Origin of the sequence: Alicycliphilus denitrificans K601 (assembly GCF_000204645.1) — a bacterium.
Lineage (GTDB): Bacteria > Pseudomonadota > Gammaproteobacteria > Burkholderiales > Burkholderiaceae_C > Alicycliphilus > Alicycliphilus denitrificans.
Genome location: NC_015422.1, coordinates 200,329 through 221,197 on the forward strand (window position 1 = coordinate 200,329; position 20,869 = coordinate 221,197).

The 20,869-nt window shown below is 68.8% G+C and carries 14 protein-coding genes and 1 riboswitch; of the genes, 11 read left to right on the forward strand and 3 right to left on the reverse strand.

Annotation, left to right across the window (positions count from 1 at the left end; translation table 11 throughout):
* The first annotated feature begins 10 nt into the window (after nt 1–10).
* From ALIDE2_RS00905 to ALIDE2_RS00920, 4 genes are read left to right on the forward strand one after another with little or no spacing between them, the layout of a single operon-like run.
* On the forward strand, nt 11–2,005 hold the full coding sequence (locus tag ALIDE2_RS00905; protein ID WP_013721195.1) for an ATP-binding protein: 1,995 nt from the start codon (nt 11–13) through the stop codon (nt 2,003–2,005).
* On the forward strand, nt 2,002–3,816 hold the full coding sequence (locus ALIDE2_RS00910; protein WP_013517116.1) for an acyclic terpene utilization AtuA family protein: 1,815 nt from the start codon (nt 2,002–2,004) through the stop codon (nt 3,814–3,816). Before ALIDE2_RS00905 ends, ALIDE2_RS00910 begins: the two co-directional genes overlap by 4 nt.
* 23 nt (nt 3,817–3,839) lie before the next feature.
* Nucleotides 3,840–4,820 carry a Bug family tripartite tricarboxylate transporter substrate binding protein gene (locus ALIDE2_RS00915; RefSeq protein ID WP_013517117.1) on the forward strand — a complete coding sequence of 327 codons (981 nt, stop codon included), beginning with the start codon at nt 3,840–3,842 and terminating at the stop codon, nt 4,818–4,820.
* 7 nt (nt 4,821–4,827) lie between these two features.
* Nucleotides 4,828–6,048 (forward strand): CaiB/BaiF CoA transferase family protein, encoded by a 1,221-nt coding sequence (locus ALIDE2_RS00920; protein ID WP_013517118.1) that lies wholly within the window; start codon nt 4,828–4,830, stop codon nt 6,046–6,048.
* A gap of 45 nt (nt 6,049–6,093) precedes the next feature.
* On the opposite strand, the gene ALIDE2_RS00925 is transcribed toward ALIDE2_RS00920, so the two are convergent.
* On the reverse strand, nt 6,094–7,011 hold the full coding sequence (locus tag ALIDE2_RS00925; RefSeq protein ID WP_013517119.1) for a LysR substrate-binding domain-containing protein: 918 nt from the start codon (nt 7,009–7,011) through the stop codon (nt 6,094–6,096).
* Between the two features lie 109 nt (nt 7,012–7,120).
* On the opposite strand from ALIDE2_RS00925, the gene ALIDE2_RS00930 reads away from it, so the two are divergent.
* Nucleotides 7,121–8,398 carry a CaiB/BaiF CoA transferase family protein gene (locus ALIDE2_RS00930; protein WP_013517120.1) on the forward strand — a complete coding sequence of 426 codons (1,278 nt, stop codon included), beginning with the start codon at nt 7,121–7,123 and terminating at the stop codon, nt 8,396–8,398.
* A gap of 51 nt (nt 8,399–8,449) precedes the next feature.
* Here the strand turns inward: ALIDE2_RS00930 and ALIDE2_RS00935 are convergent, their stop codons facing one another.
* Nucleotides 8,450–9,349: a LysR family transcriptional regulator gene (locus tag ALIDE2_RS00935; RefSeq protein WP_013517121.1), complete on the reverse strand. Its 900-nt coding sequence runs from the start codon at nt 9,347–9,349 to the stop codon at nt 8,450–8,452.
* A gap of 137 nt (nt 9,350–9,486) precedes the next feature.
* Here ALIDE2_RS00935 and ALIDE2_RS00940 point away from each other — a divergent pair, with 137 nt between their 5' ends.
* Together ALIDE2_RS00940 and ALIDE2_RS00945 are read left to right on the forward strand one after the other, a co-directional pair.
* The gene (locus ALIDE2_RS00940) at nt 9,487–10,500 is read left to right on the forward strand and encodes a Bug family tripartite tricarboxylate transporter substrate binding protein (RefSeq protein ID WP_013517122.1); all 1,014 of its coding nucleotides are present in this window, start codon (nt 9,487–9,489) and stop codon (nt 10,498–10,500) included.
* Between the two features lie 131 nt (nt 10,501–10,631).
* Nucleotides 10,632–11,822 carry a CaiB/BaiF CoA transferase family protein gene (locus ALIDE2_RS00945; RefSeq protein ID WP_013721196.1) on the forward strand — a complete coding sequence of 397 codons (1,191 nt, stop codon included), beginning with the start codon at nt 10,632–10,634 and terminating at the stop codon, nt 11,820–11,822.
* A gap of 24 nt (nt 11,823–11,846) precedes the next feature.
* Here ALIDE2_RS00945 and ALIDE2_RS00950 read toward each other — a convergent pair whose 3' ends face one another.
* Complete coding sequence (locus tag ALIDE2_RS00950; protein ID WP_013517124.1) at nt 11,847–13,139, reverse strand: Glu/Leu/Phe/Val family dehydrogenase; 1,293 nt, start codon at nt 13,137–13,139, stop codon at nt 11,847–11,849.
* Between the two features lie 186 nt (nt 13,140–13,325).
* On the opposite strand from ALIDE2_RS00950, the gene ALIDE2_RS00955 reads away from it, so the two are divergent.
* From ALIDE2_RS00955 to cas9, 4 genes are all read left to right on the forward strand, one after another.
* Nucleotides 13,326–13,775: a PACE efflux transporter gene (locus ALIDE2_RS00955; protein WP_013517125.1), complete on the forward strand. Its 450-nt coding sequence runs from the start codon at nt 13,326–13,328 to the stop codon at nt 13,773–13,775.
* Nucleotides 13,776–13,833: 58 nt separating this feature from the next.
* A complete protein-coding gene (locus ALIDE2_RS00960; RefSeq protein ID WP_158307687.1) occupies nt 13,834–14,757 on the forward strand; it encodes an SdiA-regulated domain-containing protein in 924 nt (307 codons plus the stop codon).
* A gap of 17 nt (nt 14,758–14,774) precedes the next feature.
* Nucleotides 14,775–14,855: riboswitch (S-adenosyl-L-homocysteine riboswitch) on the forward strand.
* Nucleotides 14,856–14,884: 29 nt separating this feature from the next.
* Nucleotides 14,885–17,620 (forward strand): methionine synthase, encoded by a 2,736-nt coding sequence (metH, locus tag ALIDE2_RS00965; RefSeq protein ID WP_013517126.1) that lies wholly within the window; start codon nt 14,885–14,887, stop codon nt 17,618–17,620.
* A 158-nt stretch (nt 17,621–17,778) separates the two neighbouring features.
* Complete coding sequence (gene cas9 / locus ALIDE2_RS00970; protein ID WP_013517127.1) at nt 17,779–20,868, forward strand: type II CRISPR RNA-guided endonuclease Cas9; 3,090 nt, start codon at nt 17,779–17,781, stop codon at nt 20,866–20,868.
* Nucleotide 20,869 lies beyond the last annotated feature (1 nt).

Sequence of the window (20,869 nt, forward strand, 5' to 3'; positions counted from 1 at the left end):
GACTCGCTCCATGACACCCTGCAAACAGATCCGCCCCTTCCACACCGTGCTCGTCGCCAACCGCGGCGAGATCGCGATCCGCATCATGTGCACCGCGCGCCGCCTGGGTTACGGCACCGTGGCCGTGTATTCCGAGGCCGACCGCGACGGCCCCCACGTGCATGCCGCCGACCGGGCGGTGTGCATAGGCGGCGCGGCGCCGCGCGACTCCTACCTCAACATCCCCGCCCTGATCGATGCAGCCCGGCGCGCGGGCGCCGACGCGGTGCACCCGGGCTACGGCTTCCTGGCCGAGAACGCGGACTTCGCCGACGCGGTGGATGCCGCCGGGCTCGTGTTCATAGGCCCCGCGGGCGCGGCGATCCGCGCCATGGGCAACAAGGCCCAGGCCAAGCGGCTGGTGCTGGCGGCGGGCATGCCGTGCATTCCCGGCTACCAGGGCGCGGATCAGGGCGACGCGGCCCTGCTCGCCGCCGCGGCGGACGTTGGCTTTCCGGTGATGGTGAAGGCCGCCGCCGGCGGCGGCGGGCGCGGCATGCGGCTGGTGCCGGACGCCGGCGCGCTGCCGCAGGCGCTGGCCTCGGCGCGCTCGGAGGCCGAGGTCGCCTTCGGCAGCGCCGAGCTGATCCTGGAGCGCGCCGTGCTCGCGCCGCGCCACGTGGAGATCCAGGTGCTGGCCGACAGCCACGGCCACGTGATCCACCTGGGCGAGCGCGACTGCTCGGTGCAGCGCCGCCACCAGAAGGTGATCGAGGAGGCGCCCTCGCCCGCCGTCGATGCCGCGCTGCGCGCACGCATGGGCGAGGCCGCCATCAACGCGGCCAGGGCCATCGGCTACATCGGCGCGGGCACCATGGAGTTCCTGCTCGACCGTGACGGGCGCTTCTATTTCATGGAGATGAACACGCGGCTGCAGGTGGAGCACGCGGTGACCGAGGCCATCACCGGCCTGGACCTCGTGGAATGGCAGCTGCGCGTGGCCGCGGGCGAACCGCTCGCGCTGGCCCAGGATGACGTGCGGCTCGATGGCCACGCCATCGAGGTGCGGCTGACGGCCGAGGACGTACCCGCCGGCTTCCTGCCGCAGACCGGGCCGGTGCTGCGCTGGCGCCCGCCGCCGCAGGAAGGGGGCGTGCGCGTGGACCACGGCCTGGTCGAGGGCGGCGCGGTGTCGCCGCACTACGACTCGATGGTGGCCAAGCTGGTGGCGCACGGCCGCACGCGCGACGAGGCGCGGCGCAAGCTGCTGCGCGCCGTCGGGCAGTGCGTGCTGCTGGGGCTGCCCAGCAACCAGGGCTTCCTGGCCGACTGCCTGGCGGACCCGGCGTTCGCGGACGGCGGTGCGGTGCACACCGGCTTCGTGCAGGAGCGCTTCGGCGAGCGCCTGTCCGAGCGCCCGCAGCCGCCCCTGCGCACCCTGGCCCTGGCCGCCTTCGCGGCGCTGGCGGGCGCGATGCCGCACCAGGAGGACGGCCGCATCCGCCCCGCCGTGCTGGGCGGGCAGGCGGCCCGCGTCGGCCTGGCGCAGGGCGATGCGCGCTGGGACGCGCAGCTCGCGGCCGGCGGCGAAGGCTGGCAGCTGGCGGTGCAGGGCGGCAGCTTCGCCCTGCGCGACGCCGCCTGGGAGGACGGCGCGCGCGCCACGCTGCGCGTGGAGTGCGACGGCATCACCGAGCGCATCGTCGTCGCCCCCCAGGGTGACGCGCTGCACTGCTTCCACGCCGGCCGCGCCTGGAGCTTCGAGCGCGTGAGCGAGCGCAAGCGCCGCGGCGCCGAGGGCGGCAGCGGCGCGGTGACGGCCCCGCTCACGGGCCGCATCGTGGACGTGGCGGTACGCGCGGGCGACGCGGTGCAGGCCGGCCAGCGCCTGCTGGTGCTGGAGGCGATGAAGATGGAGCACACGCTCACCGCGCCGCTGGCCGGCGTGGTGGCCGAGGTCTGCGCGCAGGCCGGCGGCCAGTCGGCCAAGGGCGCGCTGCTGCTGCGCATCGAGGAGGCAGCATGAAGACGAAGACGGTCCGCATCGGCGGCGCATCGGGCTTCTGGGGCGACTCGGCCATCGCCACGCCGCAGCTGCTGCAGGTGCCGGGGCTGCAGTACCTGGTGTACGACTACCTGGCGGAGACCACCATGTCCATCCTGGCGCGCGCCCGCGCCAAGGACGCGGCGCTGGGCTACGCCACCGACTTCGTGCACGCCGCCATGGCGCCCAACTTGCGCGCCATCTGCGAGCGCGGCGTGCGCGTGGTCGCCAACGCGGGCGGCCTCAACCCCGAGGCCTGCCGCGACGCCCTGGCTGCCGTGGCCGCCGCGCAGGGCCTGGCGCCGCGCATCGCGGTGGTGACGGGCGACGACCTGATGCCGCAGTTCGAGCAGCTGCGCGCCGCCGGCCTGCGCGACCTGCATACGGGCGAGGCGCCGCCCGCCGCGCTGTACTCGGCCAACGCCTATGTCGGCGCGCGCGGCATCGCCCAGGCGCTGGCGCTGGGCGCGGACATCGTCATCACCGGCCGCTGCGTGGACAGCGCCGTGGTGGTGGGCGTGCTGGCCCACGAGTTTGGCTGGGGCTGGGACGACTGGGACCGCATCGCCGCCGGAACGCTCGCGGGCCACGTGATCGAATGCGGCGCGCAGGCCACGGGCGGCCTGTTCACCGACTGGCAGCAGGTGCCCGGCTGGGCCGACATGGGCTACCCGGTGATCGACTGCGCGGCGGACGGCAGCTTCGTGCTCTCCAAGCCCGAGGGCACGGGCGGCCTCATCCACCCGGGCGCGGTGGCCGAGCAGGTGCTCTACGAGGTGGGCGACCCGGCCCACTACCTGATGCCCGACGTGACCTGCGACTTCCGCCAGGTGCACGTCGAGGCGCTCGACGCCGGCCACGTGCGCGTGGCCGGCGCGCGCGGCCGCCCGCCCACCGGCAGCTACAAGGCCAACGGCACCTGGCGCGACGGCTACCAGCTGCAGCTGATGATGGCCATCCGCGGCATCGACGCGCCTGCCAAGGCGCGCAAGACCGCCGATGCGCTGCTCGCGCGCACCCGGGCCCTGATGCGCGAGCAGGGCTTTGCCGACTACACCGAGACCTGCGTGGAGCTGCTCGGCTGCGAGGCGCTGTACGGCCCCAACGCCCGCGCCCTGCCCACGCGCGAGGTGGTGCTGCGCATCGGCGCGCGCCATGCCGACCCGAAGGCGCTGGCCTTCTTGCAGCGCGAATGCGCCTCGGCCGGCACCTCCATGGGGCCGGGCACGCGCTCGTCGTTCGCCGGGCGCGCCGACGTGCAGCCGGTGATCAAGGTCTTTTCCTTCCTGGTGCCCAAGGACCAGGTGGCGCTGCAGGTGGTGCTGGGCGAGCGCGTGGAGCCTGTCGCCCTGCCCGCCGCCGCGCCCGCCGTGGCCGCTGCGCCCCTGCCCGCGCCGCCCGCCGCCGCGCCCGTGGTGCACGACGGCATCGACGTGCCCCTGGTGGCGCTGGCCTGGGCGCGCAGCGGCGACAAGGGCGACGACGAGAACATCGGCGTGATCGCACGGCGGCCCGAGTTCTTGCCGCTGCTGCGCGCGCAGCTCACGCCCGAGCGCGTGAAAGCCTGGTTCGCGCACCTGGTGCAGGGCGAGGTGGAGCGCTTCGAGGTGCCCGGCCTGCAGGCGCTCAATTTTGTTCTGCACCAGGCGCTGGCCGGCGGCGGCGTGGCCAGCCTGCGCTCCGACCCGCTGGGCAAGTCCTTCGCGCAGATGCTGCTGGACTGGCCCGTGCGCGTGCCCCGGCGCTGGGCCGACGACGGCCTGCTCGCGCCTCACCACCTTCTTGCTGACTGACGAACCGCTCCAGGAGACACACCATGCAATCGATGATTCGCCGCAACCTGCTCGCCATTGGCCTGGGCGCGCTCGCGTTCGCCGCAACGCCCGCGTGGGCGCAGGACAACTACCCCTCCAAGCCCATCCGCGTGGTGGTGCCGTACACGCCGGGCGGTGTGTCCGACACCGTCACCCGCCTGGTGATGCAAAAGCTCAGCGACCGGCTCAAGACGCCGGTGATCGTGGACAACCAGGGCGGCGCCAACGGGCAGATCGGCTCGGCCATGGTGGCGCGCTCCGCGCCCGACGGCTACACGCTGCTGGTGGTGGTGGCGGGCCATGCCATCAACCCCAGCCTGTACGCGAAGATGACGTACGCGCCGCTCACCGACCTGCGCGGCGTGAGCGAGTTCGGCGCCATTCCGTTGCTCATGGTGTCCAGCGCCGCACTGCCGCCCAAGGACCTGAAGGAGTTCGTGGCCTGGGCCAAGGCCAACCCGACCCAGGCCACCTTCGCCTCCAGCGGCACGGGCTCGGGCGCGCAGCTGTCGGCCGAGCTCTTCGCCCAGACCGCCGGCGTCGCCATGACGCACATCCCCTACAAGGGCATGGCGCCGGCGCTGCCGGACCTGTTCTCGGGCCAGGTGGCCATGGCCTTCGATTCGGTGCAGACCATGATGCCCCAGGTGCGCTCCGGCAAGCTGCGCGCGCTGGCCATGACCAGCGCCAGGCGCTGGCCCGCCGCGCCGGAGGTGCCGACCATGGCCGAGCAGGGCTACCCCAGCCTCACGGGCGGCAGCTGGATCGGCCTGCTGGCGCCCGCCAAGGTGCCCGGCGACATCGTGCGCAAGCTGTCGTCCGAGATGCAGAAGGTGATCGACGCGCCCGACGTCCACGCCAAGCTCATCGAGTACGGCATCGACCCGGTGGGCGGCACGCCCGAGCAGTTCGACGCCTTCATCCAGTCCGAGGCCAGGCGCTGGGCGGACGTGGTGAAGAAGGCCAACATCCGCCTGGAGTGAGCGCGCCATGGCCTCCATCCTCGAAGACGTGAAGGTCCTGGACCTGACGCGCGTGATCGCCGGCCCGCTGTGCACGCAGATCCTGGCGGACATGGGTGCCACGGTCTACAAGATCGAGAAGCCCGGCGAGGGCGACGACACGCGGCGCATGGGCCCCTTCCTGCCCGACGCGGCGACGGGCGCCGACAGCAACGACTCGGCGCTGTACCTGGCCTACAACCGGGGCAAGCGCTCCGTCACTCTGGACATCTCCACGCCCGAGGGCGCGGCGCTGGCGCGGCAGCTCGCGTCGCGCTGCGACGTGGTGGTGGAGAACTACAAGGCCGGCTCGCTGGCCAAGTACGGCCTGGACGAGGCTAGCATCCGCGCGCTGCGGCCCGACATCGTGTACTGCTCGGTCACCGGCTTCGGCCAGGACGGGCCCTACGCGGCGCGGCCGGCCTACGACTTCATCCTGCAGGGCCTGGCCGGCGTGATGAGCACCTGCGGCCATCCCGACGGCGCGCCGGGCGCGGGCGCGATGCGCACCGCGATCCCCATCACCGACGTGGTCACGGGCTTGTACGCCACCATCGGCATCCTGGGCGCGCTGCACCACCGGCGCGAGACGGGCCAGGGCCAGCACGTGGACGCGGCGATGCTGGACGCGTCCGTGGCGCTCAACGGCCACCTCGCGCTCGGCTACCTCATGACGGGCAAGGTGCCCGCGCGCGTGGGCAACACCAACCCGATCGCCTCGCCCTCCGAGGTGTTCGACTGCGCCGACGGGCAGCTCATCGTCGCCGTCGGCAACAACGGGCAGTTCCAGGCCCTGTGCGGCGTGCTGGGCTGCCCGCAGTGGGCTCAGGACGCGCGCTTCGCCACCAACGCCCGGCGCGTGGCCCACCGTGCCGAGCTGCGCGACCTGCTCGCGCCGCTGCTGTGCGGGCGCGCGCGCGCCGAGCTGCTGGCCGCCTTCGAGCAGGCCGGCGTGCCCAGCGGGCCGATCAACGACATGGCGCAGGTCTTCGAGGACCCGCAGACGCGCCACCGCGAACTCGCCTTCACGCTGCCCCACGGGCGCGGCGCCGAGGTGCCCAGCCTGCGCAACCCGATCCGCTACTCGCAAACGCCCATGCGCTACCGTGCGGCGCCGATGCTGGGGCAGGACAGCGAGGAGGTCCTGGCGCAAGTGCTGGGTCTGGGCCCGGACCATCTCGCCTATCTGCGAAAGCGCGCCATTATTTAGCCTTGGGGCGCGCGGGGTAAGCGCTTATAGCTCTTTCTTTAATAGCTAACGATCGAGCTGCAGCCGCCCTTGCGCGTCGGCCACGAGCAGCTCCACGAGCTCCTGCGCGAACGAGGGCAGGGCCTCCAGGCTGCGCACGCAGATCTGCATCTCGCGCACCGACCACGCGTCCGACAGCGGCACGATGGCGATGTCCATCGCGTGCGCGTGGCGGCTCGCCGCCGACTCGGGCAGCACGCCCACGCCCACGCCGGCCTCGATCATGCGGCAGGCCGTCTCGAAGTTGCCCACCTGGATGCGCTGCTTGATCGGGCGGTGCAGCTGGTCGCTGGCCTGGCGCAGGAAGGCATGGATGGCGCTCGACTCGTGCAGGCCCACGTAGTCCAGCTCCAGCGTGTCGCTGAAGTCGATCTGCATCTGGCCGTCGAGCGGGTGGCCGCGCGGCACCACGAGCACGAGCCGGTCGCGCCGGTAGGGCAGGGTCTCCAGGTTCTCGGTGCGCACCAGGCCGGCGACGATGCCGATGTCGGTCTGCCCCTCGGTCACCGCGCGCACGATGTCGTGCGACAGGCGCTCGCGCAGGTCGATGTTCACGTCGGGGTTGCGGCGCAGGAAGTGGCGCAGCACCGGCGGCAGGAACTCGCCGAGCGACGTGGTGTTGGCGAACACGCGCACGTGGCCCTTGATGCCGCGCACATACTCCTGCATGTCGCCGCGCAGGTGCTCGATCTGGCCCAGCACCATGCGCGCGTGCGTCACGAAGGCCTGGCCCGGCGGCGTCAGCGTCACGCCCTGGCTCGTGCGGTAAAGCAGCTTGGTGCCTATGCTCTCCTCCAGGTTCTTGATGCGCGTGCTGGCGGCGGGCAGGGAGATAAAGGACAGCTCGGCGCCGCGCGTCATGCTGTTGGCGTCGGCGATGTGCACCATCAGGCGCAGGTCCACAAGATCGAAATGCATGGCCATGGCCGGCATTGTAGAAAGCGCGGCAAACGCCCGCTTTCATAAATCCAAACCCGCGCCACGGCGGTGCGCGTAGGATGCGGCGGGCATCCGACTCTCATTCCAAGCCTTCATGACCGCTGCCGACACCTCCTCCAGCGCCGCCACCGGCGCCCTGAGCCACCTGCGTGTGCTCGACCTCTCGCGCGTGCTCGCCGGCCCCTGGTGCACCCAGAACCTGGCCGACATGGGCGCCGACGTGATCAAGATCGAAAAGCCCGGAGACGGCGACGACACGCGCCACTGGGGCCCGCCCTTCTTCCCCGACGCCGAGGGCAAGCCGACCAGCCACGCCTGCTACTTCGCCGCCTGCAACCGCAACAAGCGCTCCGTCACCGTGGACATGGCCACGCCCGAGGGCCAGCAGCTGATCCGCGAACTGGCCATGCAAAGCGACGTGGTGGTGGAGAACTTCAAGACCGGAGGCCTGAAGCGCTACGGCCTGGACTATGCCAGCCTGTCGGCGCTGAACCCGCGCCTGATCTACTGCTCGGTCACCGGCTTCGGCCACACCGGGCCGTATGCGCCGCGCGCCGGCTACGACCTGCTGATCCAGGCCATGAGCGGCCTGATGAGCATCACCGGCCACGCCGACGGCGAGCCCGGCGGCGGCCCCATGCGCGTGGGCGTGGCGGTGATCGACCTGTTCACCGGCATGTACGCCACCACGGCCATCCTGGGCGCGCTGGAGGCGCGCCACCGCACGGGCCGCGGCCAGCACATCGACATGGCGCTGCTGGACGTGGCCATGGCCATCCTGGCCAACCAGGGCGCGGGCTTTCTCAACGCCGGCAACGTCCCCAAGCGCCAGGGCAACACCCACCCCAGCGTCGTGCCCTACCAGGACTTCCCCACGCAGGACGGCAACATGCTGCTGGCGATCGGCAACGACGGGCAGTTCGCGCGCTTCTGCGAGGTCGCGGGCGTGGACTGGGCCAGCGACGAGCGCTTCACGCAGAACGCCGGCCGCGTCATCCACCGCGACACGCTGATCCCGATGATGGCCGCCCTCACGCGCACGCGCAGCACCGCCGAATGGGTGCGGCTGCTGGAGGACAAGGCCGTGCCCTGCGGGCCCATCAACCACATCGGCCAGGCCTTCGACGACGAACAGGTGCGTGCGCGCAGCCTGCGCATTGTGCAGGAACGCTACCCGGGCGCCCAGCCCCCCGCCGGAGAGACCGTGAACCGCGTGGTGACCACGGCCAGTCCGTTGCGCCTGTCCGATACCCCCGTGACCCTGCGCCACGCGCCGCCGGCCCTGGGCCAGCACACCGACGAGGTGCTGCGCGAGCGCCTGGGTCTGGATGCGGCGCGGCTGCAGGAGCTGCGCGCCAAGGGCGTGCTTTGAGACTTTGAGAAGCAGGGCGCCCAGAGAGGCAGGGCTTGCAGGGCCGGGGCATCACGCGCGCGCAGCGTGGTGGGCCTGCACGGCCGCCATCAGCGCCTGTGCATGCGCGGGCAGCCCCTGCAGCGTGCGCACCAGCATGTAGCGCGGACGCACGGCCCAGCTGTCCATCAGCTGGACCTGGTGCACATGCGCTCCCTGGGCGTAGCGCATGGCGCCGCTTTCGGGCACCACGGCAATGCCGACGCCGGCGGCCACCATGCGGCACATGGCGTCGAAGCTGGCCAGCTGGATGCGCAGCTTGAGCGTATGCCCCAGCTGCTGTCCCATGCCGTCCAGAAAGGTCTGCAGCGTACTGGTGCGGTGCATGCCCACGAAATTCTCGTGCAGCACCTGGGCGAACGGAATTTCCTGGATAGCGCGCCAGGCCGGGGTGGGCGGCGTGACCAGCACCAGCCGGTCGGTGCTGAAATGCAGGCTTTGCAGCCCGTGGGTGTCCACCTCGCCGGCCACGATGCCCAGGTCCGCCCGGCCTTCGCGGATGTCCTCGGCGATACGGGCGTTGGGGCGCTCCTCCAGGTCCACGCTGATGTGCGGGTGCGCCGTCAGGTACGCCGCCAGGATGTCGGGCATGAAGTCCGTGACCGCCGTGGTGTTGGCGAACACGCGCAGATGCCCGCGCAGGCCCGCGCCGTACTCCTGCAGCTCGGCCTGCAACTGGCGCGCCTGCTGCAGGATGGCTCGCGCATGAAACAGGAAGGCCTCCCCGGGCGGTGACAGACGCACGCCCCGAGCCTCTCGTATCAGCAAAGGCATGCCCACCCGCTCCTCCAGCGCCTTGACGCGTGCGCTGGTCGCCGCCAGGGACAGGTGCAGTTGCTCCGCTGCACGGGAAAGGCTGCCGCGCTGGGCCACGAGTAAAAAAAGACGCAGATCCTTGAGTTCGAATTGCATGGCGGCCGGACGCACGAGGCATGTGCAGGTTTTTGAAAAACCGAAGCCTGGATTCTGATATGAAAGATTGCGCGGACGCGGGCCGGCGGCGAACATCGGCACATTACTCAATAGGCATTCCACCAGGAGACAACCACATGCGCCGTGCCGACTTCGCCATCATCACCCGCCGCGCCCTGTGCGCTGGCGCCGTCCTGGGGTGGGCCCTGACCGCCGCCCCCGGGGCTTGCGCGCAAGGCGCCTACCCCAGCCGTCCCATCGTGATGGTGGTGCCCCAGGCGGCGGGCGGCACGAACGACATCGTGGGCCGCGTGGTGGCGCAAAAGCTCGCCGAGAAGCTGGGCGGCAGTGCCGTGGTGGAGAACAAGCCGGGCGCGGGCGGCAACATCGGCACGCAGGCCGTCGCCAGAGCGCCCAAGGATGGCTACACGCTGCTCATGACCATCAGCAGCAGCCAGGCCATCAACCCGGCCCTGTACAAGGCGCCAGGCTTCGACCCCGTGGCCGACTTCCAGCCCATCAGCCTCATCGGCGCGGTGCCCAATGTGCTGCTGGCCCACCCCTCGTTTCCTGCCAAGACCGTGCCCGAGCTGCTGGCCCTGGCCAAGTCCCAGCCGCGCACCCTGCAGTACGCCTCGGCCGGCAATGGCACGCTGAATCACCTGCTGGGCGAAATGCTGAACCAGATGGCCGGCATCGAGCTGCAGCATGTGCCCTACAAGGGCGTGGCGCCCGCGCTCAACGACGTGCTCGGCGGCCAGCTGCCGCTGCTGTTCGGCAGTCTGCCGTCCACGCTGGCGCACATCAAGGCGGGCCGGCTGCGCGCGCTGGCAGTGAGCAGCCCGCAGCGCTCGCCCGTGCTGCCCGACGTACCCGCCCTGGCCGAGTTCGTGCCCGGCTACAGCGGCACGTTGTGGATAGGTCTGTTCGCGCCCGCGGGCGTTCCCAATGAGGCGCTGGCCCGCCTGCAGGACGGCATGCGCCAGGCCATGGCTGACAAGGAGCTGCGCGACAAGCTGGAAGCCCAGGGCGTGGAACTGGCCGGCACCGCCAACAAGCCGGTCACGCCCAACGAGTTTGCCGCCCTGCTCAAGCAGGACATCGCCAAGTGGGCGCAGATCGTGAAGACCTCGGGCGCCACCATTAATTGAGTGCGCATGCCAACACCGCGGGTGCCGCAGCCCTGAGCTATCTGCCATTGCGGCTGGCCTCCCCACCCCAGCCCTTTCCCCAAGGGGGCGAGGGAGAAGCGCTACCTGTTCCCCATTGCCTGGAGTCCTGCATGCCCCGCCCCCTCGACGGCATCACCGTCGTCTCGCTCGAACACGCCGTCGCCGCCCCGTTCTGCACGCGCCAGCTGGCCGACCTGGGCGCGCGCGTCATCAAGGTGGAGCGCCCCGGCAGCGGCGACTTCGCGCGCGGCTACGACCAGCGCGTGCGCGGCCAGTCGTCGCACTTCACCTGGATCAACCGCAGCAAGGAGAGCCTGGCGCTGGACGTCAAGCAGCCCCAGGCCAAGGCCGCGCTGATGCAGCTCCTGAAGACCGCAGACGTGCTGGTGCAGAACCTGGCGCCCGGCGCCGCCGCGCGCATGGGCCTGTCGTATGAGGCGTTGAAGGAGCACAACCCGCGCCTGATCGTGTGCGACATCAGCGGCTACGGCGCCGACGGCCCGTACCGCGACAAGAAGGCCTACGACCTGCTGATCCAGAGCGAGGCGGGGTTCCTCTCCGTCACCGGCACGCCCGAGACGCCCTCCAAGTCCGGCATCTCGGTGGCCGACATCGCCGCCGGCATGTACGCCTACAGCAACATCCTGTCGGCCCTGCTGCTGCGCGCCAGGACGGGCGAGGGCAGCCACATCGACGTGTCCATGCTCGAAGCCATGGGCGAGTGGATGGGCTACCCGATGTACTACGCCTTTGACGGCGCACCGCCGCCGCCGCGCACCGGCGCCAGCCACGCCAGCATCTACCCCTACGGGCCGTTCACGGCCGGCGACGGCGCCACGGTGATGCTGGGCCTGCAAAACGAGCGCGAGTGGAAGACCTTCTGCGACGCCGTGCTGCAGCGCCCCGAGGTGGCCACCGACGCGCGCTTCTGTTCCAACGCCCAGCGCAACCAGCACCGCAGTGAGCTGCAGGCGCTGATCCTGGAAGTCTTCGCCGCACTCACGGCGGCACAGGTCGTGGAGCGCCTGGATGCGGCGGCAATAGCCAACGCCCGCGTCAACGACATGGCCGGCCTGTGGGCGCACCCGCAGCTCAAGGCGCGCCAGCGCTGGCGCAGCGTGGGCACGCCCGCGGGCGAGGTGCCGGCCCTGCTGCCGCCGGGCGTGAACAGCGCCTTCGAGTACCGCATGGATGCGGTGCCCGCCGTGGGCCAGCACACCGCCGCCATCCTGGCCGCGCTGGGCTGGACGGACGGGCAGATCGACGAAGTCATCACGCCCTCCCCCTCTGGGGAAGGGTAGGTGCGGGGGCCAGCCGCCGCTGGCTCAGGGATACAGCCCGCGCATCTCGCGCGCGTGCAGGATGCGCTTACAGGCCACGATGAAGGTGGCGGTGCGCAGGCTGACCTTGTTCTCCTGCGCCACGTTCCACACGCCCGCGAAGGCCTCCTTCATGATGCGCACCAGGCGGGCGTTGATCTCGTCCTCGGTCCAGAAGAAGCTGGAAAAGTCCTGCACCCACTCGAAGTAGCTCACCGTCACGCCGCCGGCGTTGGCGATTACGTCGGGCAGTACCAGCACGCCCTTGTCGTGCAGGATGTCGTCGGCCTCGGGGGTGGTGGGGCCGTTGGCGCCCTCGATCACCATCCTGGCCTGGATCCTGCCGGCGTTGTCCTTGGTGATCTGGCTTTCGAGCGCGGCGGGGATGAGGATGTCGCAGGCCACGCCCCAGAAGGCGTCGTCGGCCATGGGCTCGGCGCCGGCGAAACCGGCCACGCCGCCGGTCTGCTGCACGTGGGCCAGCAGCGCGGGCACGTCCAGGCCCTTGTCGTTGTGGATGGTGCCCGTGTGGTCCTGCACCGCCACCACCTTGGCCCCTGCCTCGGAGAATAGCCTGCCGGCCGTGCCGCCCACGTTGCCGAAGCCCTGCACGGCCACACGCGCGCCCTCGATGGGCATGCCGGTCAGGCGCGCGGCTTCCACCCCCACGGTGAACACGCCGCGGCCCGTGGCCTCCACGCGGCCCAGCGATCCGCCCAGGTCCACGGGCTTGCCCGTGACCACGCCGGTGGCGGTGGTGCCCACGTTCATCGAATAGGTGTCCATCATCCAGGCCATGACCTGGGCGTTGGTGTTCACGTCGGGCGCGGGAATGTCCTTGGACGGCCCGATGATGATGCCGATCTCGCTGGTATAGCGGCGCGTCAGGCGCTCCAGTTCGCCGCGCGACAGCGTCTTGGGATCGACGCGGATGCCGCCCTTGGCGCCGCCGTAGGGCACGTTGACGGCCGCATTCTTGATCGACATCCAGGCCGACAGGGCCATCACCTCGGACAGGGTCACGTCCTGGTGGAAGCGCACGCCGCCCTTGCCCGGGCCGCGGCTGACGTTGTGCTGCACGCGGTAGCCCTCGAAGTGGGCGATGGTGCCGTTGTCCAGCTCGATCGGCACGTCCACGATCAGCGCACGCTTGGGGCGCTTCAAGGTCTCCACCCAGCGCGCCAGGTTGCCCAGGTAGGGCGTGACGCGATCGACTTGCTGCAGGTACACGCCCCAGGGGCCGAGGTGGTTGGGGTCGAGATAGGAGGGCAGAGGATGGGTGCCGGAGGGGGACGTCATGGATTGTCCTTGTGAAACAAATCGAGAAACGAGACTCTATGCCTGCGTACCTGTGCTGTCCAACACGTATCTGTATGCCTGTAATGCAGCCGATGCATAGACCCTGCGGCGATCCCTGGCAATAGGCCGGCCCCGGCAAAACCCTGGCCGGGCGCGGCGCAGGCTGCGCACCTATACTGCCGCGCCATGAATGCAACGCGTACGGCCCGTGGCCTGCAGGGCCCCTGGCGCCGCCTGGTCTTCGTCTCCCTGTACGAGCTGATCGCCATCCTTGCCTCCAGCCTGCTGTTCATGGCCATAGGCCAGGGTGCGGGCGCATCGGGCGCCATGGCCGTGGTGGCCTCGACGCTGGCCATCGTCTGGAACGTCACCTTCAACCACCTGTTCGAGAAATGGGAGGCACGCCAGAGCGTCAAGGGCCGCTCGGCGATGCGCCGTGTGGTGCATGCCATGGGCTTCGAGGGCGGCCTGGCATTGGCGCTCATTCCTCTCATGGCTTGGTGGTTCGGCGTGAGCCTGTGGGAGGCCACGCTGATGGAAGCGGGGCTGCTGCTGTTCTTCCTCGTCTACACCTACCTCTTCAACTGGGCCTTCGACCGCATCTTCGGCCTGCCGGCGTCGGCACAGCCTGCTTGAATTTTGATAGCTATCTCCGCTTGATGGGCGGGCGCTGAGGGTCGGTATGACTAATGCCATGCCCCTGGCCCAGACTTCTTCCCGCATGCCGCGCTGCGCCCTGCTGGCGGCACTGGTCGTTGGCGCTGCGCTGGGGGTCTATTTCCAGCTGCCAGCGATGACGTACTACTGGGGGCAGAGCCTGCGCCAGGAAGCGCAGTTGCGCCCCGTTTCGCTGTGGCTGCCGGCCTACCAGGCCACGATCCAGGGTCGGCCGCTGCGCGGCGTGGAGAAGAACCTGTCCGGCCTCACCTTCAACAATGGCACGGGCACGCTGTTTGCCTCCACCAACAGCCCTGCACAGATCGTGGAGCTGAGCGTGGAGGGCGAGGTGCTGCGAATCATCCGCGTGAGCGGCGCGCAGGATACGGAGGGCATCGCGCATGTCGAGGGCGGGCGCTTCATGCTCTCCGGGGGGCGCCACAACGCGCTGTATGCCGTGGACATCGGGCCGGACAGCCGCGAAGTCCAGGCCCGCGAGTTGGTGCGGCTGCCGCTGGACACGCTGCACAGCAACCTGGGGGTGGAGACCGTGTCGTGGGACGAATCCGCGCAGCGCCTGCTGGTGGGCCAGGAAAAGTGGCCGCTGCGGCTGCTGAGCCTGCGGGGCAACCCCCGGGTGGAGCCCATATGGCTCCGGCAGGACTGGGGGGCGCTGTTCATCAATGACCTGGCCTCGGTCACGACGCATGCGCCCACGGGCAACCTGCTGCTGCTCAGCGAGGAGTCTGCGATGGTCGTGGAGTACGACCCGCGGGGCATGCCGGTGAGCCTGCTGCCGCTGTGGCGCGGCCTGCACGGGCTGGCACGCAAGATCCCCCAGCCTGAGGGGCTGGCGCTGGCGCCGGACGGCAGCCTGTTCATCGTCTCCGAGCCCAACCTGTTCTACCGCTTCGAGAAGCCCCGCGCAGCCGCACGGCCCGGCACGCTGGCGGGCGAGTGAAACGATAGAATCCGTGTTTCCCCAAGGAGCGTTGCAGCGGGCTGGGCGACCTCCCGTCAGGCTTGGGGCTTTTCTCTTGGCAACGACGCTCGCCTGTCCCTGAGAACCGATTGCACAGGTGAGTCTGATGTCCGCCGTAACCCCGCCCCCCATGAAGCTGTCCGGCCTGGAGCCGGTTTTTATTGGCGAAGGCAGCCTGTTCGTCAACGTCGGCGAGCGCACCAACGTCACGGGCTCCAAGGCCTTCGCGCGCATGATCCTGGGCGAGCAGTACGAGCAGGCCCTGTCGGTGGCGCGCCAGCAGGTGGAGAACGGCGCCCAGGTCATCGATGTGAACATGGACGAGGCCATGCTCGACAGCAAGGCCGCCATGGTGCGCTTCCTGAACCTCATCGCGTCCGAGCCCGACATCGCCAAGGTGCCGGTGATGGTGGACAGCTCCAAGTGGGAGGTCATCGAGGCCGGCCTGCGCTGCCTGCAGGGCAAGGGCATCGTCAACTCCATCAGCATGAAGGAGGGCGTGGAGGAGTTCAAGCGCCAGGCCAAGCTCATCAAGCGCTACGGCGCCGCCGCCGTGGTCATGGCCTTCGACGAGCAGGGCCAGGCCGACACCTTCGCGCGCAAGACCGAGATCTGCCAGCGCGCCTACCGCATCCTGGTGGATGAGGTGGGCTTCGCGCCCGAGGACATCATCTTCGACCCCAACATCTTCGCCATCGCCACGGGCATCGAGGAGCACGCCAACTACGCCGTGGACTTCATCGAGGCCACGCGCTGGATCAAGCAGCACCTGCCGGGCGCCAAGGTGAGCGGCGGCGTGTCCAACGTCTCCTTCAGCTTCCGCGGCAACGACCCCGTGCGCGAGGCCATCCACACCGTGTTCCTGTACCACGCCATCAAGGCCGGCATGGACATGGGCATCGTCAACGCCGGCATGGTCGGCGTCTACGACGACCTCGACCCCGAGCTGCGCGCGCGCGTGGAGGACGTGGTGCTCAACCGCCGCCCCGACGCGGCCGAGCGCTTGCTGGAGATCGCCGAGGCCGCCAAGGGCGCGGCCAAGGACGACAGCAAGAAGCTCGAATGGCGCGGCACGCCTGACAACCCCCGCCCCGTGGGCGAGCGCCTGGCGCATGCGCTGGTGCACGGCATCACCGACTTCATCGTCGCAGATACCGAGGAGGCCTACCAGCAGATCGTGGTGCAGGGGGGCGGCCGCCCGCTGCACGTCATCGAAGGCCCGCTCATGGACGGCATGAACATCGTCGGCGACCTGTTCGGCGCCGGCAAGATGTTCCTGCCCCAGGTGGTGAAGAGCGCGCGCGTGATGAAGCAGGCCGTGGCGCACCTGATTCCCTACATCGAGGAAGAAAAGCGCCAGCAGGAGGCGGCGGGCCTGGACGTGTCGAGCAAGGGCAAGATCGTCGTCGCCACCGTCAAGGGCGACGTGCACGACATCGGCAAGAACATCGTCACCGTGGTCCTGCAGTGCAACAACTTCGAGGTCATCAACATGGGCGTGATGGTGCCCTGCCACGAGATCCTGGCGCGCGCCAAGGCCGAGGGCGCGGACATCGTCGGCCTGTCGGGCCTCATCACGCCGAGCCTGGAGGAAATGCAGTACGTCGCCGGCGAAATGCACAAGGACGACTATTTCCGTATCAAGAAGATCCCGCTGCTCATCGGCGGCGCCACCTGCTCGCGCGTGCACACCGCCGTCAAGATCGCGCCGCAGTACGAAGGCCCCGTGGTCTACGTGCCCGACGCCTCGCGCAGCGTGAGCGTGGCGCAGAGCCTGCTGGGCGAGGGTAAGGACGCCTACCTGGCCGAGGTGCAGGCCGACTACGACCACGTGCGCGAGCTGCACGCCAAAAAGAAGAAGGTGCCGCTGTGGCCCATCGAAAAGGCGCGCGCCAACGCCGCGCGGCTGGACTATGTCCCGGTCGTGCCGCGCGCGCTGGGCCGCCGCGTGTTCCGCAACTTCGACCTGGCCGAGATCGCCAAGTACCTGGACTGGGGCCCGTTCTTCCAGACCTGGGATTTGGCGGGGGCGTTCCCGGCCATCCTCGACGACGATGTCGTGGGTGAGGAGGCGCGCAAGGTCTACGCCGACGGCCAGGCCATGCTCAAGAAGATCATCGAGGGCCGCTGGCTCCAGGCCAACGGCGTGATCGGCCTGTTCCCCGCCAACAGAGTGGGCGACGACATCGAGTTCTACACCGACGAGACGCGCACCCAGGTCCTCATGACCTGGTACGGCCTGCGCCAGCAGACCGAAAAGCAGGTGGACGCCGAAGGCCGGCTGCGCCCCAGCCGGAGCCTGGCCGACTTCGTCGCGCCCAAGGAGTCGGGCATTGCCGACTACGCCGGCATGTTCGCCGTCACGGCGGGCATAGGCGCAGAGAAGAAGGAAAAAGAGTTCCTCGACGCGCTCGACGACTACAGCAACATCCTCTTCAAGGGCCTGGCCGACCGCCTGGCCGAAGCCTTCGCCGAATGCCTGCACGAGCGCGTGCGCAAGGACCTGTGGGGCTATGGCGCAGACGAGAGCCTCAGCAACGAAGACCTCATCAAGGAAAAATACCAGGGCATACGCCCCGCGCCCGGCTACCCGGCCTGCCCAGACCACACGGCCAAGATCGCCCTGTTCGACACCCTGCAGGCGCGCGAGATCGGCATGGACTTGACGGAGAGCATGGCCATGTTCCCGGCGTCCAGCGTCAGCGGCTTCTACCTGGCGCACCCGCAGGCGACCTACTTCGTGGTGGGCCAGATCGGCGACGACCAGGTGCAGGACATGGCCGCGCGCCGCGGCATGGACGTCGAGGAACTGCGCCGCAGGCTGGCGCCTAACCTGGGATAGACACTCCCAAAAGACGAAAGCCCCGCATGCGGGGCTTTCCATTTGGTGCATCTTTCAGCTTGTTAGCGGTCAGAGCGCATATCCCAGTGAACTGAGTGGTTGCAATATAACTAAATTGGTTACAACATGCAAGTGTTTTTTGATGGAGAGGGAAACGTATGCGGAGTTTGCGCTACCGCCTGGCACTTGATTTGGGATCCACCTCGTTGGGATGGGCGCTTTTCCGGCTAGACGCATGCAATAGGCCCACGGCGGTCATCAAGGCTGGCGTGCGCATTTTCAGCGATGGCCGCAATCCCAAGGACGGCTCTTCGCTCGCCGTCACCCGCCGTGCGGCCCGGGCCATGCGCCGCCGCCGCGACCGGCTGCTCAAGCGCAAGACGCGCATGCAAGCCAAGCTGGTGGAGCACGGTTTCTTTCCGGCAGATGCGGGCAAACGCAAGGCGCTGGAGCAACTCAATCCTTACGCGCTGCGTGCCAAAGGGCTGCAAGAAGCATTGCTCCCCGGAGAGTTCGCGCGAGCGTTATTCCATATCAACCAGCGCCGCGGCTTCAAGAGCAACCGCAAGACGGACAAGAAGGATAACGACAGCGGCGTGCTCAAGAAGGCCATCGGCCAGTTGCGCCAGCAGATGGCCGAACAAGGCAGCCGCACGGTGGGCGAATACCTGTGGACGCGACTACAGCAGGGGCAGGGCGTGCGCGCACGCTACCGCGAGAAGCCTTACACCACCGAGGAAGGCAAGAAGCGCATCGACAAGAGCTACGACCTCTACATCGACCGCGCGATGATTGAACAGGAATTCGATGCTCTCTGGGCCGCGCAGGCCGCATTCAACCCCACGCTCTTCCACGAGGCGGCACGCGCCGACTTGAAGGACACGTTGCTGCATCAGCGCCCCCTGCGCCCCGTCAAGCCGGGCCGCTGCACGCTGCTGCCCGAGGAAGAGCGCGCGCCGCTTGCGCTGCCGAGCACGCAGCGCTTCCGTATCCACCAGGAGGTCAACCATCTGCGCCTGCTGGATGAGAACCTGCGCGAAGTCGCACTCACTCTGGCGCAGCGCGATGCCGTGGTAACTGCGCTGGAAACCAAGGCCAAACTCAGCTTCGAGCAAATCCGCAAGCTGCTCAAACTCTCGGGCAGCGTGCAGTTCAACCTGGAGGATGCCAAGCGCACGGAGCTCAAAGGCAACGCCACGAGCGCGGCACTGGCGCGCAAAGAGTTGTTCGGTGCCGCGTGGAGCGGATTCGATGAAGCGCTGCAGGACGAAATCGTCTGGCAACTGGTGACCGAGGAAGGCGAGGGCGCACTGATCGCCTGGCTGCAGACACATACTGGCGTGGACGAAGCCAGGGCGCAGGCCATCGTCGACGTGAGCCTGCCCGAGGGCTATGGCAACCTGAGCCGCAAGGCGCTCGCGCGTATCGTGCCTGCGCTGCGCGCCGCTGTCATCACCTACGACAAGGCGGTGCAGGCCGCGGGCTTCGACCACCATAGCCAGTTGGGCTTCGAATACGACGCGAGCGAAGTGGAGGACCTGGTGCATCCGGAGACGGGCGAGATCCGTTCCGTGTTCAAGCAGTTGCCCTATTACGGCAAGGCGCTGCAGCGCCACGTGGCCTTTGGCAGCGGCAAGCCCGAGGACCCGGATGAGAAGCGCTACGGCAAGATCGCCAACCCCACGGTGCACATCGGCCTGAACCAGGTACGCATGGTGGTCAATGCACTGATTCGCCGTTACGGCCGGCCGACCGAGGTGGTGATCGAACTGGCGCGCGACCTCAAGCAAAGCCGTGAGCAGAAGGTGGAAGCGCAGCGCCGCCAAGCCGACAACCAGCGGCGTAATGCGCGCATTCGCCGGTCTATTGCCGAGGTGCTGGGCATCGGCGAAGAGCGGGTACGCGGCAGTGACATCCAGAAATGGATCTGTTGGGAAGAGCTGAGCTTCGATGCGGCCGATCGGCGCTGCCCCTACAGCGGCGTGCAGATCAGCGCCGCCATGCTGCTGAGCGATGAGGTGGAGGTCGAGCACATCCTGCCTTTTTCGAAGACCTTGGACGACAGCCTGAACAACCGCACCGTCGCCATGCGCCAGGCCAACCGCATCAAGCGCAATCGCACGCCGTGGGATGCGCGTGCCGAATTCGAGGCACAGGGCTGGAGCTATGAAGACATCCTGCAGCGTGCCGAGCGCATGCCCTTGCGCAAACGCTACCGCTTCGCGCCCGACGGTTACGAGCGCTGGCTGGGCGATGACAAGGACTTCCTGGCCCGCGCGTTGAACGACACGCGCTACCTCTCGCGCGTGGCCGCCGAGTATTTGCGGCTGGTATGCCCCGGCACGCGCGTAATTCCAGGCCAGCTGACGGCGTTGTTGCGCGGCAAATTCGGCCTCAACGACGTGCTGGGCCTGGATGGCGAGAAGAACCGCAACGACCACCGGCACCATGCCGTGGATGCCTGCGTGATCGGCGTGACGGATCAGGGGCTGATGCAGCGTTTCGCCACGGCCAGTGCCCAGGCGCGCGGAGACGGCCTCACGCGCCTGGTGGACGGCATGCCCATGCCTTGGCCGACCTACCGCGACCATGTGGAGCGTGCAGTGCGCCATATCTGGGTGAGCCACCGGCCCGACCATGGCTTCGAAGGCGCGATGATGGAAGAGACCTCCTACGGTATCCGTAAGGACGGCTCTATCAAACAGCGGCGCAAGGCTGACGGCAGCGCCGGGCGCGAAATTTCCAACCTGATCCGAATCCACGAGGCCACGCAGCCTTTGCGGCATGGCGTGAGCGCGGATGGGCAGCCTTTGGCCTACAAAGGCTATGTGGGGGGGAGCAATTACTGCATCGAGATCACGGTCAACGACAAAGGCAAGTGGGAGGGGGAGGTGATCTCGACCTTCCGGGCCTACGGCGTCGTGCGCGCGGGAGGAATGGGGCGCCTGCGCAATCCTCATGAGGGCCAGAACGGGCGGAAACTGATTATGCGGCTGGTGATCGGTGACAGTGTGCGGCTGGAGGTGGATGGAGCGGAGCGCACGATGAGGATTGTCAAGATTAGTGGGAGTAATGGGCAAATTTTCATGGCGCCCATTCATGAGGCCAATGTGGATGCCCGAAATACCGACAAGCAAGATGCCTTTACCTACACCTCCAAGTACGCGGGCTCCTTGCAAAAAGCCAAAACCCGTCGCGTCACCATCTCGCCCATTGGCGAAGTGCGGGATCCCGGTTTCAAGGGCTGAC

What these genes read in the sequence shown, in the direction of transcription:
- ALIDE2_RS00960 (WP_158307687.1), top strand. Translation starts at nt 13,834, where the DNA reads ATGCCCCTGGCCCAGACTTCTTCCCGCATGCCGCGCTGCGCCCTGCTG.
- ALIDE2_RS00940 (WP_013517122.1), top strand. Translation starts at nt 9,487, where the DNA reads ATGCGCCGTGCCGACTTCGCCATCATCACCCGCCGCGCCCTGTGCGCT.
- ALIDE2_RS00945 (WP_013721196.1), top strand. Translation starts at nt 10,632, where the DNA reads ATGCCCCGCCCCCTCGACGGCATCACCGTCGTCTCGCTCGAACACGCC.
- cas9 (WP_013517127.1), top strand. Translation starts at nt 17,779, where the DNA reads ATGCGGAGTTTGCGCTACCGCCTGGCACTTGATTTGGGATCCACCTCG.
- ALIDE2_RS00920 (WP_013517118.1), top strand. Translation starts at nt 4,828, where the DNA reads ATGGCCTCCATCCTCGAAGACGTGAAGGTCCTGGACCTGACGCGCGTG.
- ALIDE2_RS00925 (WP_013517119.1), bottom strand. Translation starts at nt 7,011, where the DNA reads ATGGCCATGCATTTCGATCTTGTGGACCTGCGCCTGATGGTGCACATC.
- ALIDE2_RS00930 (WP_013517120.1), top strand. Translation starts at nt 7,121, where the DNA reads ATGACCGCTGCCGACACCTCCTCCAGCGCCGCCACCGGCGCCCTGAGC.
- ALIDE2_RS00910 (WP_013517116.1), top strand. Translation starts at nt 2,002, where the DNA reads ATGAAGACGAAGACGGTCCGCATCGGCGGCGCATCGGGCTTCTGGGGC.
- ALIDE2_RS00915 (WP_013517117.1), top strand. Translation starts at nt 3,840, where the DNA reads ATGCAATCGATGATTCGCCGCAACCTGCTCGCCATTGGCCTGGGCGCG.
- metH (WP_013517126.1), top strand. Translation starts at nt 14,885, where the DNA reads ATGTCCGCCGTAACCCCGCCCCCCATGAAGCTGTCCGGCCTGGAGCCG.
- ALIDE2_RS00905 (WP_013721195.1), top strand. Translation starts at nt 11, where the DNA reads ATGACACCCTGCAAACAGATCCGCCCCTTCCACACCGTGCTCGTCGCC.
- ALIDE2_RS00935 (WP_013517121.1), bottom strand. Translation starts at nt 9,349, where the DNA reads ATGCAATTCGAACTCAAGGATCTGCGTCTTTTTTTACTCGTGGCCCAG.
- ALIDE2_RS00955 (WP_013517125.1), top strand. Translation starts at nt 13,326, where the DNA reads ATGAATGCAACGCGTACGGCCCGTGGCCTGCAGGGCCCCTGGCGCCGC.
- ALIDE2_RS00950 (WP_013517124.1), bottom strand. Translation starts at nt 13,139, where the DNA reads ATGACGTCCCCCTCCGGCACCCATCCTCTGCCCTCCTATCTCGACCCC.